Raw genomic sequence first — 14,432 nt, forward strand, 5'->3', positions numbered from 1 at the left:
ACTTTGGTACCTTTTGTACATTTGAGCACAAAAAACCGGGCATAAATGCTCCCCGGTTCATGGCAATAGTATTTTATAACCCAGATTTGTTTTCTTATAGCTGTGATTCCTAATTATTCCTAATTGTGCTTCTTAAAATTGTGTTTTCCATTGTCCATCCACTTCTGCCAGCACTGCCAGCACTGCCAGCACTGCCAACACTGCCAGCAATAGTAAGCCTTCCTTGGGAGGAAGTTGGAGCTCTACTATATTTTGGTCATTAAACTGCCCCAGACTTATGTTGACATCTTAAATTTATTGCTGCACTTTGGACATGTAACAATAATGTTACCCTTGTTTTTTGGCACCCTCATACGAGCATTGCACTCATTACAACCAACAATACTATAATCTAAAAGGCTTTCTATTTTTTGTCTGTCAAATCCAACAACCACTTGGTCGCCTATTAAAAAGGCTGGTACCCCTTGAAGTCCTCTTCGTGAAAACTCAGCCCTGGCTGCAGAGTCCTCATTTACATCCTGTTCTTCAAAAATAATTCCTCGTTTCAAGAGAAACTCTCTTGCTGTGTTACAGTGTGGTCATGTCCTGGTTGTAAACATGGTAACATTTTTCAATTGACACACCTCTTTTCCCTTTATATTTAATCCACTTATATTTAGTCTACATTAAAATCATTGGTGTACAAGTAATAATAAAAATACTGCTGCTCACAGGCAGCTGCTCAGGTTTTTGCCCTTAGAAATATTACAGACTGTGGCTAATTTTTAACTTCAAAGGTCATCTTGAAAATTTTATCAATAAACTCTTTGTTTAAGACTTCCCTTGTTTCACTAATTTCATAAGAACCTTCAGTCATAAAACCATATGCACAGTAATTTATGATCTTTATAACCGCAATTTTATCATTAAGTCGATTTGTAACGGTTACTTCATTTTTGTACCCATCACTTATAAATTTTAGATTGTTTTCACCGATACTTACTATTAATTCATCACAAACGCCTTTTTTGTACATGGAAACTAGCGTTGGATCCATTTTCTTTATTGGGTCAGTTAATTCCAAAAACTCTTCTTCTATAAAATCAAAAACCTTATTTAAAGAGTTTAGAGTTCCTTCCTCTATGCTTTTGTAAAGTAGTTCTCTCCATTCATTCAAAACCATCACCCTCTACTTATAATTTCCGTTTTAAATCGTCTTACCCACCGAAGCCATATACACTACAAATTCATCCTCACCATCAACACCCAGCAAGGCATCTGCACCTTCTTGGTCATAAGCTGCTATGGCACAAGTACCGGCACCAATTCCTTCACAGACAAGGTATAGATTTTGACACACGTGACCCACATCAATGGCAATTACTTTATATGCAGCAAGGCCATATCGCCATTCCATTCTATAGGGAATTGCAGTCCAAATAAAGGTAACTGCTGAATTCCCTGCAAATTTTTGCCCAAAGGCTGCTCTAGTGGTCTTTTGCCTGAGGTTATGTGGTGAGGATTCAAAAAGAAGCTGATGTGTCGTGGGCAGGTATCTATATATCCCCTGTTTTAAACCCTGTATGTTAAAAACAGTTAAGTACGTTTCAAATGCATGGCGGCATCCTGCTGAAGGAACCGTGCGAAGAGCATGCCCATGTGACGGTTCTCCTCTTATACCCTGTGTGGCCCAAAGCAGGAAAGATATTTCTTCCATGGTAAGTGGTTCATCAGTGTATTTTCTTCTGCTCTTTCGTTTTGCTATTGTCGCAGCCAAGTCTATTCCCTTAATATTTTGCAAATTCTCAGGTTTTATTAGGTCAACCTTCACAGCATCTGTACTATGGGGTTTTTCAATGAGAGGGCTTTCTACGCCCATGTTTTGATCAGTTTCAGAAAAATCAATTGCCTTACGGATGGTGTCTTTAAGAAAAAACCTGTATTGCCTTCTTAATTCCTTCTCCACATTACATCACCTGCCTTAAATTAACTATTTATATTATAACTCAAATAGCCCACATACATCCTTGTTAGACTTATACCCCCACCTCTATCCTCTAAACGCTAATATAGCCTAATCCTTTATTATCTTATATTCTCTTAAAAGTATTTATTTAGAATGCTCAATTGTTTAGGAACAACCTTAAATGGTACTGCACCGGCTGTTATTTGACTCACATTACCAGCAAGAAAAATATCCATGGACGGACAGTAAAATAGCCATGAGCCGGAAGCTCCTGTGTGTCCTATAACCCCTGGCATGGGGTTAAAAGGGGTAAAAATACGCGGCATTTTAAAGCGCATCATTCCTAGGCTGTATTCAATTGGCCAACCGGGGCCCACTGGACTAAAAGACAAGCCGAATTTGTTCCACTCGTTTAGCATAAGATCAAGGGTGATGGGTTTAGCAAAGACTCTGCCATAAATCAGCGCCCGCATGAATGCCAGCAGATCAACGATGGTACTATTTAAATCTCCTATAGAGCTCATTGCTTTTGGTATGTTTAGGGGCATATCTTTATACCATACTGTAGCTGCTTGAGAAACAGGGTCAGTTGGCAGGGTTCCTGGAAGGAACGTTTGTTTTAAATTTAGGGGTTTATACAGCATTTCTTCAAAGGCTGCATGTAAGGATTGCCCAGTTACAGCCGTGATGATAGCAATGAGCAGCTGAAAATTTGTATCAGAATAACGAACTTTCTTTTTCCCTTCCTCCAAAGACCGGGGAGGAAAGTGAGGAGATTTTACCCTGCGGACTATCTGCATACTTTCATCAATAGAAACAGTCCGATCACCTTCTTCAAGGAGACTTTCAAATAGGCTTTTTTCACCCTTTGTATGAACTATCAAATAGTCGGGTAGACCCGATGAATGACTGAGTAAATGACGGATTGTAATCTTGTTTGTATAATCCGCGCCATTTGAAAGATGGAGTTCTCTAGTAATACTTTGGGGTAGATAAGCGGACATAGCATGATTTATGGATATTCGATCCTGCTCATGAAGCTTTAGTATTACAGCTGCAATGAATAATTTCGTAACACTGGCAATCCAAAAAGGGGTTTCAACCTCCATGGGCGTCCCATCTGGGTTTGCTGCACCTCGGGCTCCAGACCACTGGAAAGATCCGTCACCACTTTCAACTGCAGTAATTGCATGCATGATATTGTTTGTCTTTATAAGATCATTTAAGAGTTCCTCCAGACGCTCTTTAATTGTGTCATTTTCTGAGGCTGTTAGTGGCTTTTTTTGTCTAATTTTAAACATAATATGTGCGTTACAAAAAGGAAGACTATATTTTACCTCCTCAGTAACGATTTGCACCACCCTTCACTAATATTCATCTTTCATTTTATATTTAGAAAACATCTAATTTAGAAAAAATTCCTTCTAGGATTTCTTCTTTATGTTTAAATTTTCCTGCCTAATGATGTTATAATTTTTAGCCAGAGTAACCAGAGGGACGGTTCCTTTGGCTGCTTTGCGCTAGTCAGTAAGAGAACTGTACCTTTACTATGATTTAGTACACCTTAGTACACTTGACACTTTAGCATCTTTTTGTACACTTGAGCACAAAAAACCAGGCAAAAGTGCTGCCCGGTTTCATGACAATATTCTTTTATAGCCAAATATTGTTTTCTATAAATGTGATTTCTAATTATTCCTAATTGTGCTTCTAAAAATTGTGATTATTAATTGTGCTTCTTTATTGTGATTCCTAAGTTTATATAACAATCTTTACTCTATAGCTTTTGGAATTTAACTATTGGTTAATTGGTACAAAGGCGTCATCCTTCCATTGGCCATTTACTTCTGCCAGCACTGCCATCATTAGAAAGCCTTCCATGGGAGGCAGTTGGAGCCCAACTGTAAATGAAGAGGTTCCATCCACTAACTTTAAAACAACATCCTGTTCCACATATATATTGTGGCCATCCTCCAGAGTAAATTTGAGCCTTTCAACTGCGGTCTCACCTTTAATAAGAAGAACATCCTTAAAAATATTGCCCTTGTCAATAAATTCTAGTTGGACATATTTTCCTTCACCTTCAACTTTCACATCATCCAACAGGTTTTTCCCCTCACCAGCTGAAGCTTCCCCATCAATCTCTCTTACAACCCCTGTTTTAACAACATTCACCTCAACACCTTGCTCCACCGCAAAAATAATATGGGGATAAGTTATGACCTGGGTAACCATTTCTCCTGGTGCAGGCTCAACAATGACAGCCTCAAACTGCAGCTTATTAGCTTCTGTGAGGGTAACTTCCCCTGGTTTCACTTCATATCCACCAGTGGGTTTTTCTCCAAATGCCACCACATAGACATCATAATCACCAAAAGTTTTCTGATGAAGCCCTTTTACAATAATAGATTCCTCAACCCAAGTTTTGACTTCATCACCTTTTACAGCACCCAATACCTCTTCCGGCCCAATAAGAATAGGGCCGATATCTGCTTTATCACCAGTATTCTGACACCCAGTTGCAGTAAATACAGTAAATGCAGTAAATATTAAAGCTGCAGCTGCAATAAATAGTAATAGTTTTTTAATCATTACGCAATCACCTCCTATTTGTCCATGTAAAAAACATCTACTTCGGCTACTTCAACTACTACTTTTTCTTACCACGAGATAGCTAATTATATAGACTAGGTGGAGGCCAAAAAAGTTCCAATCCCAAACAATCCATTTTGTCAATTTGTCAAGCCTGACCCATTTCTTGTATCAAATTTCCTTATCAAAAGTTTTACTTCCTCCTGTATTTTCTTTATAATATTCAACTAAATATTTATCTAGTTTTTCACTTATTTTAAGGAGAATATCTTTGCTCATGTTCATATTAACTGCATTCACAAGCAGCCTTCTTGCAACTTCTATCCTATCTATGATTTTCACCTGCCCACTCTCCTGTATACAACCTTTTACAATTCTACACAATTTTACATTAAAATTGGGCTGTTTGCAAATATAAAATATATGCCTTTTGCATATTCAGATATATTCTAAAGTTCGGTAAAGTAGCCTCAACAAGGGAGTGAATTAACTATGACAGAAAAACATGAACTAGATTTAAAAGCTATTGGACAGAGAATAAGAACTGAAAGAGAAAAGCTTGCACTTTCCCGTGAAGAATTTGCAGAAATCATTGACCTGTCTGATTATTATGTAGGTCAATTAGAACGTGGAGAAAGAAAAATGAGCCTGCCAGTTCTGGTTAAAATCAGTGTTCATCTCCATGAATCTTTAGATTACCTGGTCTTTGGAACAGGCAAGGATACAGACCTTTTAAAGGAAGGCAGCAGCAGCTATGGGAAAGCTGACACCAACAAGGGCAGGGAACTTAATCAATTGTTAACAAAATGCTCTACCAGGGAAATAGAGCTTATAGCAAAACTAGTCAAAACTCTAATTCCATATTTAAATTCAAAATAGGGGCAAGTTTTTTGGCATGAGATAAGTATTTTGGAGCTTTCCAAAATACTTATTGAAGCAAAATACCCATTGAAGAATGTAAAACTACAACATCACATGTATTCCATCCCCATAATAATGCAATTCTTTTTTTCCTTTGCCTTGTATAAAGCTTTGTCAGCTGCCTTTATAAGCTGCTCAACCTCAAGTCCCTTTTCTATTTTTGCAGACACTATGCCTATACTTGCAGTAATTCTGCAGTTGATATTCCCGCAGGAAAAGTCATAGTTTTCTATGGCACTTTTTATTCTCTTGGTAATATCCATTACTTCCATAGCATTTGTACGAAAAAGAATTATTGCAAACTCCTCGCCTCCCCACCTGCAGATTATATCATTTGCCCTTGTATTGTTTGTCAATATATCAGCAAACTGGTTCAGCACCTTGTCCCCTACCAGATGACCATATGTGTCATTGATATCCTTAAAACAATCAATATCAAGAAGAATAAGAGAAACCTGGGTGTTGGGCTTTAATTCTGACATCTTTTTATAAAAATACCTTCTGCTGTAAAGACCAGTAAGTGGGTCCGTATAAGCTTGTTTATACAAATGCTTGATTATAACAATAAATATGAAGATGACAATGATCTGTACCAGAACCAATAGTTTCCACAAGCCAGCTTGATTTAAACCATCATAAATACCCATTTCTTTTTCCCCCCTGGCATAATGGTTACTATAATTTTACATTAAATATTTGCCATGTGCAAATGCTTAGTGCTAGCTTGGAGCATAAAAGTTTTTAGCTTGATTAATATACTCATCATAATAAAGGGGGAATACTGCATAGTCGTTGCGATTATCTTCGTGAGTTATTTGCTCCAAATGAATAGCCCTGAGAGATTTCTCTGGCAGGGCTTTACCTGAGGTTAATATTTTTTGTCAATTTGTCAAGCCTGACCCCAATGGAAATTTGTTAAGTTCCAGGGGTGCATTATCATTTACTACAACTATATTTTCTAGCCTTATTCCAAATTCACCAGGCATATAAATACCTGGTTCTATGCTAAAGGCCATGCCATTTTCCAGGACATTTGTATTTCCCCCCATTATATATGGATCTTCATGAACTTCAATTCCTATTCCATGGCCAGTTCTATGGATGAAATATTCTCCGTAACCTGCACTTGAAATCACATTCCTAACAGCCAAATCTAAGTCCTCTATTTTTTTACCTTTAACTGCTTCCTTATATCCCGCATCATAAGCAGCTTTTACTATATCATAAATCTCCCTTTGCCTGCTGTTTGCTTTACCAAGGAAAAAGGTCCTGGTCATATCCGAACAATACCCTTTATATACTGCACCAAAGTCCATGACTACAAATTCGCCAGCTTTAAGCTCCCTGTCAGTAGGGCTGTGATGGGGCAGGGCACTATTAGGCCCTGAAGCAACTATGGGCTTAAAGGCAATATCATCTGCTCCTGCCTCCCTTATCTGAGTTTCAATAAGATGGGCCACCTTTCTTTCACTAATCCCAGGCCTGATAACATCAACCATCTGTGACATGACTTCATCAATAATCTTGCCGGCAGCCAGCATCAATTCAATTTCAGTTGGATCCTTGCACATCTTTAATAGTCCTAGTATTCCTGATGCCCCAATATACTCTGCTTTAGAAAAACACTCCATTATATTTAGAAAGTGGCCAGTCCAGAGCTGTTCATCCACAGCAACCTTAAATCCCCTTTCTGCAAGTGCCAGTTTCAGCAGGGAACAGGAGTTTTCAGTATCCTTCCAGTACTTTAGCTTAAAAAATCCCCCTAGCTCAAGCTCCCTGAATTTTTCCCTGTACATTTCTGGCAGCAGCAGGACTGGCATTCCCTTTTTAGGTATTACAATCAGCTGTAAACGTTCATCAACTACTGTTTTCTTTCCTGTTAAATAAAACATATTAGAAGTTGGCCCTATAAGCATGTAATCCACATTCAAGTCGCCCATTAAACCCTGAACCCTGCTGATTCTATTTAAATAAACATCGGTCATTTCCTTTAACCACCCCTTACTGTAATCCATGCTTTACCATATTTTTTTATCCTGGTTCTCTCCTTAGCATGTTCAATGTTTCCAGTTAAACCTTTTTATTTTTCCCCATTGTTTCGTGTCCATAAGCCCTCTGCCCCATATTGCCTTTCAAGGTCCCACTCAACAATTTCTTTAACTGGCGGAGTCTCAAAGCCCCCTGATTTGCTGGGCTTCCACCCCATCTTGTTGCGAACCTCAACAAGATATTCGGCCTGCTTAAAGGGAGCCAGCACTGCATCAATTACCGGAACTCCTATTAATTCCTGCAGCTCCCTGTAAAAACCAAATTGTATTGTACATCCCAGGATTACTACCTCAGCAAAATCATCTTTAACAGCCCTTTCAGCCTCACTTTTTAACATGGCTTCTGTATGTTTTTCGTCTTCATGGAATTCCAGTACACCCATTTCCAATGACCTGAAGGATGCCAGTTTTTCACCATATCCATACTTGAACACATTACGCCGCATGGCAGGTATCCACTTCCTCCTGCCCACCATTATGGAAAATCTGTCACCCAGCATGGCAGCCAGCTGCATGGATGCCTCTGCAGGGGCAGTAACCACCATACTCTCACATATTTCGCGGGCCTCATGCAAAAAGGGATCATAGAAGCATCCAATTACTGCAGCATCATAGCCCTGCTTTTCAGCCTGTTTTATTGTATGCAGCAGTTCAACACCAATTAGGGCTTCATAATAATGAAACTCTAAATGCCTGGGCCCCTTTTTAAGAGATATCACATGAACCTCAGTATTGTCATCTTTTGCAGCTGCCAGATATTCCTTGACCGCAGTATCCCATGTATTATGACCAACAGGGTTAATAAAAAGTATCCCTTTTGTTACCACCATAACCTTCTCCTTTCCTATTTTTTATCATATAAATGGCATCGTACAAAATGCCCGGGAACTACTTCTCTCATTTCCGGGTCAGTAATGCTGCACTCCCTGCTCCTTTCCCTGCAGCGCAGGTGAAAGCTGCAGCCTGGAGGTATATTAACTGGTGATGGAATTTCTCCAGTAGATAAAACCCTTTTAGGCTTAAGGGCTTCCTCTTCTTCAGAAACAACTGGAATAGCAGAAAGGAGCATCCTTGTATAGGGATGAAGGGGATTTTTAAAGAAGCTAACAGTTTCGGTCATTTCACAGATCTTTCCCAGGTACATTATTGCTACCCTAGTGGCAATGTTTCTCATGAGGCTTAAATCATGGGTAATAAATAGATAGGTAAGCTCCTGCTTCTTCTGCAGCTGCATGAGCATATTAATAATCTTGGCCTGAATGGACACATCCAGGGCAGAGGTAGGTTCATCCAGGACAATAAACCTTGGATTAGCAGCCAGGGCCCTGGCAATGGCTACCATCTGCCGCTCACCACCGCCAATGGAAGCTGGAGATTTGTACATATAATCTGGGGACAATTCAACCAGCTGCAAAATGGAGGCAATTTTCCTGTCCACTTCACTTTTCTTGACAATTTTATGAACCCTTAAGGGAAGCTCCATTATCTGTCTGATTGTCTGCTGCCTGTTTAATGATGAGCCAGGGTCCTGAAAAACAATCTGTATATCTTTTTTTAAAGTCAGAGACCTTTTGTGGCTGACTGCACAAATATCCTGACCTAGAAAAACCATCCTGCCTTCTGTAGGGCTGTACATCCCCATCAAGGTATACGCAAGGGTGCTTTTTCCTGAACCTGATTCACCAACCAAACCCATAACCTCACCTTTTTTAACACTTAGATTTACCCCGTCAACTGCTTTCACAAATCCCTGTCGGCCATTTGGGAGGTTAACAGGAAAATATGTTTTTAGATTTTCAATAATTAATATGCTATCATTCATTTCAGTTACCTCCATATAGAAAGCAAGCAACCTTATGTCCCAAGCCCTGATCCATCAATTCAGGCTTTTGTTCCTTGCAAATGTCCATGACATTTGGACAACGGGGATGGAATCTGCAGCCTGCAGGAGGGCGCAGATAGCTTGGTATATATCCATAAATCCCCTCTGCCATGCCATGACCTGTCAGCTTTGGAACTGATGCCAGAAGACCAAGGGTATAGGGATGCCGGGGCCTTTCAAAAAGATCCCTGGTTCTGGAAGCCTCTACAATATTTCCTGCATACATAACATATATTCTATCTGTCATTTCCCTGGCAACACCCAGGGAGTGGGTTATCATTATTAGAGACATCCCCTTTTTGTCTACCAGTTCATGAAGTATCCGGTGGACCTGGTCCTGGATGGTTACATCCAGGGAGGTTCCAGGTTCATCTGCAATTATTAACTCTCTAGGTGTGACCATGGACATGGCTATGCAGACCCTTTGCTTCATACCTCCACTAAGCTGGTTGGGATAACAGTCTAGAATCCTTTCTGGATCTGGAATGAAAACCTCCCTGATAGCTTTTAAAGCCATATCTCTATAATTTATACCAACCTTATTCTTCTTGCCGGCAAGTGAAAATTTAATAATATCCAGCATCTGGGTTCCAATGGTAAAGACAGGATTTAAAGCAGCAGTTGGTTCCTGGAATATCATGGATATTCCACTCCTGCGCACATTTTGCAAATCTTTATCTTTCATCTGGAGTATGTCCCTGCCCTGGAACAAGATTTCGCCACTTTTGACAATGGCCCTGCCATGAGGAAGGATTCTTAAAACAGCTTTCATTGTGGTAGTTTTGCCGCATCCCGCTTCTCCAACAAGTCCAACCTTTTCCCCCTTGTTAACATGCAGATTTACTCCATCAAGAACCTTCACATGGCCTCCATATGTTTTGTACCATACCCTTAAATCCCTGATATCCAGAATAGACTCCCCATTATTAACAGTACTAGTAGCAGCATTACTAAAGGTATTATTAGTCATGACCACTTTCCCCCCTGGCAAGCATGTCTCTTATCCCGTCTCCAAATAAATTAAACCCTAGAATAATAATTACAATTGCTAGTGATGGGAAAACTGTCATCCACCATAGATCAGGCATATATCTAGTTCCCTCGGATACCATTTGTCCCAGTGCAGGAGTAGGCGGCTGCTCACCCAGCCCTACAAAGCTTAATGCAGCTCCAATAAGTATAACCCAGCCTACATCCAGGGCCATTTTTGTAAAAATTGGAGACAGACAGTTGGGGAGAATTTCTCTAAACAGTATATGAAACTTGCTGGCTCCAATGAGCTCTGCAGAAATAACAAAGTATTCGTTTCTTAATGAGGATGCCATGCCGTAAACAAGCCTCGTATACCACGGCCACCACATTACAGTTATAGCAACCATGGCATTTTTAAGATTAGGCTCTAAAACAGCGGCTATGGCCAGGGCCAATAAAATAGGAGGAATTGCCAGAAAAACATCTGTTAACCGCATTACGACAGTATCCAGCTTGCTTCCCTTATAATAACCTGCTAACAAACCCAGGATAACTCCAAGGGGCACTGCTATGGAAAGGACAATGACAGCCATTAATAAAGCACCCCGAAAGGAAAAAATTATTCTTGTTAATATGTCCCTTCCAAAGACATCTGTTCCCAGGAGATAGGTGCTGCCTGGTGCAATACTGGCATTGCCGTAATCAACAAATTCCCGAACATGCTGGGGAAAAGGTGTGATAACTGGTGCCAAGAGGGCTGCCAGCCCTACACATATCACAATGGCCAGGCCCAATACTGAAAGCTTGTTGCGTGAAAACAAATACCAGTTCTTTTTAAGGGTTTCTGCCAGCCTCTGGGAAAAGGCTGGAACCACTATTTCAGTTTGAGTTTGTAAATTAGCATTCACTATATCTTGCCCCCCAGCCTGATACGTGGATCCAGGTAAGCCACAATTATATCAACAATAATGTTAATAATGATAAAGATTAGGCCAAAAATAAGGACAACAGAGGATATGGCATTTAGATCCTTGCGCAGCATTGCCTCCATGCCATATCTGGAAATGCCAGGCCAGTTAAATATAACCTCAACTAGAAAGGCATTGCCCATTAAAGCTGCAATATCCAGGCCCATGACAGAAACTGCCGGTATTAAAGAAGGTTTTAAAAGGTATTTGCCCATGATAACCCGGGTAGGCATTCCATATCCCCTGGCAAGGGCTATATAATCCTTGGACATGTTATCAGTCATGGCCGATCTTACAATTCTAGCCTCCTGAAACAAGGGCCCCATGGCCAGTGCCAGGGCTGGCAGGAAGAGATGCTTCACTGCATTCCAGAATACATCAACCTTGCCTGCCAGCAGGCTGTCTATTGTTACAAAGCCTGTAACATGAGGTGGAACCTGGACTCCATAGCTGAGCTGGCCCAGAACGGGAATTACAGGCCACATGTAGCCAAAAACAAGGACAAAAAGCACTGCCAGCACAAAAGAAGGAACAGCTACCCCTGTATAGGCCAGTATCCTTATTGCAGCATCCAGGAACCTGTCACGGTAATTAGCCGCCAGCATCCCAAAAAGAATGGATAATACCACAACCATAAATGCAGACATTAATGCCAGCTCCAGGGTCCTTGGCAGGAATTCCTTAACGTCCTGCATAACCGGCCTTTTGGTAACAATGGATACTCCCAGATCTCCCACCATTACCCCCTTGATCCAGAATACATACTGTGCCGGCAGGGGTTTATCCAGGTGCATTTCTGCCCTTAAAGCATCCACAGCAAATTGGGGTGCCCTTGGTCCAAGGGCCATTCTGGCAGGATCCCCCGGAACAACCCTGGCAATTACAAAAATCACTATAGAAATACCAACTAGTACCACTATGGATAGCAGGAGCCTTTTGAAGATATATGTCCTAAGCCTCATAGCCTGGTTTCCCCCTTAGCTAATACAATTTGGAAAAATGGCGGCCCAGCATTCATAACTGCTAATCAACAATACTGAACCGCCAGGTAATTTTAGCAGGTCTTCTTACTTGGGTATCCTGTCAGGATAAACCTTGAAATCACGGTAGTAGAACTGGTAGCCCATTACAGAGGTTACAGGCTTACCTGCTTTAGTCAGCTCTGCAGCCGGCCAGTATATATAATCCTCCTGGTAAGCTCTCTTTTCAGCCTGGTCAAAAACCCACAATGTGGGAGCAAGCTCTACTATCTTTTCTTGAATACCCATGTATTTTTGCATGCGCTCATTGAAATCAACTGTGCCAATGGCTTCATCAATAGCCTTATCTATTTCAGGATCCATGAGCCACTCTCCCTGCTCCCAGGTTCCCGTTGACCTTGAATGGTACCTTGATTCCAGGATAGACCCAGCTTCATTATAATGGGAAGAAACAAATACTATACTGGCATTAGGTGTGTTCTCCATTGTAGTTACAAGATCCACAAAGGACAACCAGGGCATCCTTACCACATCAACCTTGATGCCAATTTCCCCTGCATTTGATTGGAGGAGCATGGCTACCTTCTCTTCATCAGGAACCTCTGCAATCCAGACCAGCTCCACTGGATAATCATTAAGCCTGTCAGCATATTTGGATTTTGCCAGTTCCTCCTGCGCCTTTGCCAGATTTCTTGCCTGCTCTGGAATATCAGGATTATGTCCCGGCAGGTTAGCGGGCACAGGACCCCTTGATTTTGCTGAGCCTGGGAACAGCTGGTCAACCACCACATCATAGTCAAAAACATAAGACAGGGCTCTGCGGAAATGCACATCATCAGTAGGAGGTACCTTGGTATTTAGCATTATGTTCAGGTTAGTTCCTGAAAATACCGAGTTAACTGCAACCCCTGGTATCTTTTCTAAGGCATCCAGGGCTTCCTTTGTCTGCCACTGGTCAGTAATCTCAAGCTCTCTTCTATTTATCAAGGTCCTAACAGTTTGACCAGAGGTTGTTCCTAAAATCATAAAAGCTTCAGGAGCATCTGCCTCCCAGCCAGCCCAGTAATCTTTAAAGGCAGTTCCATGTAAATACTCCTGCATTTTCAGCTCTTTTACCATATACGGTCCACTACCGGCATCATTGGTGATAAGCCAGTTTTTACCATAATCCCCCATGTCGCCGTAAGGTCCATCTCCCAGGTTAGCCATGACCTCACTGGCATTTAAAATATAGAGTCTTACCAGGGTTGACAGGAAGGGGCCAAAGGGCTTATCTAAAGTAAATCTAACTGTATGGGTGTCTAGTGCCTCAGCTTTTTTTACAACACCACTAAACAAGTAACCATACCCTTCCCCAATGGTGAGCATCCTGTTCATAGAAAATACCACGTCTTCGGCAGTTAGCTCGTCACCGTTATGAAACTTTACCCCCTCTCTAAGGTAGAAGGTCCATACCAGGCCTCCATCATCAGCCTCCCAATAAGTAGCCAGCCATGGACTCAAGGTGCCGTCATGGTTTGGAAATACCAATGTGTCATATAGATTTGCAAAGGCTATTGAGCTTGCATAATCTGAGCCTACTCCAGGGTCAATAACCGGTACAGTTGCTTCAGTGCTTCTTATTATCCTTTCCTGCATTTCAGGTTCCTGGGATGTGTCACTTCCTTTAGGAGCCCCACCCCCTCCACATCCAACAGCAATCATCAAAACCAGTAAAACCAGACCAATTGCCATTACAATTTTTTTACTGCTGTTCACTTTAAAAACTCCTCCCTGTTTTTTCTTTTTAATTCTTCACAAGCACCCAGAGCACTTCACAATCCTCTGTCCCATCATTTATAGTCCAGTGGAATTCTCCAGCAGGAATATATGCAGCCTGCCCACTGGAAATCCTGTGTTCACTGCCATTTACCATGGTTACCACAGTTCCCCTGCATATAAGTGAATATTCATCACTACTATGAACCCCATCACCTGCAGCAGGTATTCTAGCACCAGGAGGTATGGTTACCATTCCCATTGTCACCTTGTCATTGGACGTATTCTTTTTGTCAAAAATTACCTTAAATAAACAATTATTCTTTCCTTCCTCAACAAGCTCATGAATATTTACAATCTTCATTA

The 14,432-nt window shown here is 41.1% G+C and carries 16 protein-coding genes; 1 reads left to right on the forward strand and 15 read right to left on the reverse strand.

Going from position 1 to position 14,432, the window contains the following annotated elements:
* Window positions 1-275: 275 nt before the first annotated feature.
* From K364_RS25630 to K364_RS26240, 6 genes are all read right to left on the reverse strand, one after another.
* On the reverse strand, window positions 276-614 hold the full coding sequence (locus K364_RS25630) for a glutaredoxin family protein (protein WP_084295745.1): 339 nt from the start codon (window positions 612-614) through the stop codon (window positions 276-278).
* 143 nt (window positions 615-757) lie between these two features.
* A complete protein-coding gene (locus K364_RS0111265; protein ID WP_028308111.1) occupies window positions 758-1,156 on the reverse strand; it encodes a hypothetical protein in 399 nt (132 codons plus the stop codon).
* Window positions 1,157-1,186: 30 nt separating this feature from the next.
* Window positions 1,187-1,945, reverse strand: a complete 759-nt coding sequence (locus K364_RS0111270) for a SagB/ThcOx family dehydrogenase (protein WP_028308112.1) — start codon at window positions 1,943-1,945, stop codon at window positions 1,187-1,189.
* Window positions 1,946-2,079: 134 nt separating this feature from the next.
* Window positions 2,080-3,303, reverse strand: a complete 1,224-nt coding sequence (locus tag K364_RS0111275) for a serine hydrolase domain-containing protein (protein ID WP_242841681.1) — start codon at window positions 3,301-3,303, stop codon at window positions 2,080-2,082.
* Window positions 3,304-3,742: 439 nt separating this feature from the next.
* Window positions 3,743-4,537: a protease complex subunit PrcB family protein gene (locus K364_RS0111280; RefSeq protein ID WP_028308114.1), complete on the reverse strand. Its 795-nt coding sequence runs from the start codon at window positions 4,535-4,537 to the stop codon at window positions 3,743-3,745.
* A gap of 171 nt (window positions 4,538-4,708) precedes the next feature.
* Window positions 4,709-4,879, reverse strand: coding sequence for an aspartyl-phosphate phosphatase Spo0E family protein (locus K364_RS26240; RefSeq protein ID WP_156946452.1), 171 nt, complete (start codon window positions 4,877-4,879; stop codon window positions 4,709-4,711).
* A 150-nt stretch (window positions 4,880-5,029) separates the two neighbouring features.
* Between K364_RS26240 and K364_RS0111290 the strand changes: the two genes are divergently transcribed.
* Window positions 5,030-5,416, forward strand: a complete 387-nt coding sequence (locus K364_RS0111290; protein WP_028308115.1) for a helix-turn-helix domain-containing protein — start codon at window positions 5,030-5,032, stop codon at window positions 5,414-5,416.
* 92 nt (window positions 5,417-5,508) lie between these two features.
* Here K364_RS0111290 and K364_RS23785 read toward each other — a convergent pair whose 3' ends face one another.
* The 9 genes from K364_RS23785 to K364_RS0111335 form a co-directional block, all read right to left on the reverse strand.
* Entirely contained in the window at window positions 5,509-6,105 is a 597-nt protein-coding gene (locus K364_RS23785; RefSeq protein WP_051533984.1) for a GGDEF domain-containing protein, read from the reverse strand.
* Window positions 6,106-6,339: 234 nt separating this feature from the next.
* Complete coding sequence (locus tag K364_RS0111300) at window positions 6,340-7,443, reverse strand: M24 family metallopeptidase (RefSeq protein ID WP_028308116.1); 1,104 nt, start codon at window positions 7,441-7,443, stop codon at window positions 6,340-6,342.
* A gap of 95 nt (window positions 7,444-7,538) precedes the next feature.
* Window positions 7,539-8,336 (reverse strand): aspartate/glutamate racemase family protein, encoded by a 798-nt coding sequence (locus tag K364_RS0111305; protein ID WP_028308117.1) that lies wholly within the window; start codon window positions 8,334-8,336, stop codon window positions 7,539-7,541.
* 14 nt (window positions 8,337-8,350) lie between these two features.
* The gene (locus K364_RS0111310; RefSeq protein ID WP_028308118.1) at window positions 8,351-9,328 is read right to left on the reverse strand and encodes an ABC transporter ATP-binding protein; all 978 of its coding nucleotides are present in this window, start codon (window positions 9,326-9,328) and stop codon (window positions 8,351-8,353) included.
* A gap of 1 nt (window position 9,329) precedes the next feature.
* Entirely contained in the window at window positions 9,330-10,358 is a 1,029-nt protein-coding gene (locus K364_RS0111315; protein WP_051533986.1) for an ABC transporter ATP-binding protein, read from the reverse strand.
* Window positions 10,351-11,238 carry an ABC transporter permease gene (locus tag K364_RS0111320; RefSeq protein WP_422857219.1) on the reverse strand — a complete coding sequence of 296 codons (888 nt, stop codon included), beginning with the start codon at window positions 11,236-11,238 and terminating at the stop codon, window positions 10,351-10,353. The genes K364_RS0111315 and K364_RS0111320 overlap by 8 nt, the downstream gene beginning before the upstream one ends.
* A gap of 29 nt (window positions 11,239-11,267) precedes the next feature.
* Window positions 11,268-12,290, reverse strand: coding sequence for an ABC transporter permease (locus K364_RS0111325; RefSeq protein WP_028308121.1), 1,023 nt, complete (start codon window positions 12,288-12,290; stop codon window positions 11,268-11,270).
* Between the two features lie 105 nt (window positions 12,291-12,395).
* Window positions 12,396-14,066 (reverse strand): ABC transporter substrate-binding protein, encoded by a 1,671-nt coding sequence (locus K364_RS0111330; RefSeq protein ID WP_242841682.1) that lies wholly within the window; start codon window positions 14,064-14,066, stop codon window positions 12,396-12,398.
* A 28-nt stretch (window positions 14,067-14,094) separates the two neighbouring features.
* Entirely contained in the window at window positions 14,095-14,430 is a 336-nt protein-coding gene (locus K364_RS0111335; protein WP_028308123.1) for a cupin domain-containing protein, read from the reverse strand.
* Between the last annotated feature and the right edge of the window lie 2 nt (window positions 14,431-14,432).

The organism is Desulfitibacter alkalitolerans DSM 16504 (genome assembly GCF_000620305.1).
In the GTDB taxonomy this organism is placed as follows: domain Bacteria; phylum Bacillota; class DSM-16504; order Desulfitibacterales; family Desulfitibacteraceae; genus Desulfitibacter; species Desulfitibacter alkalitolerans.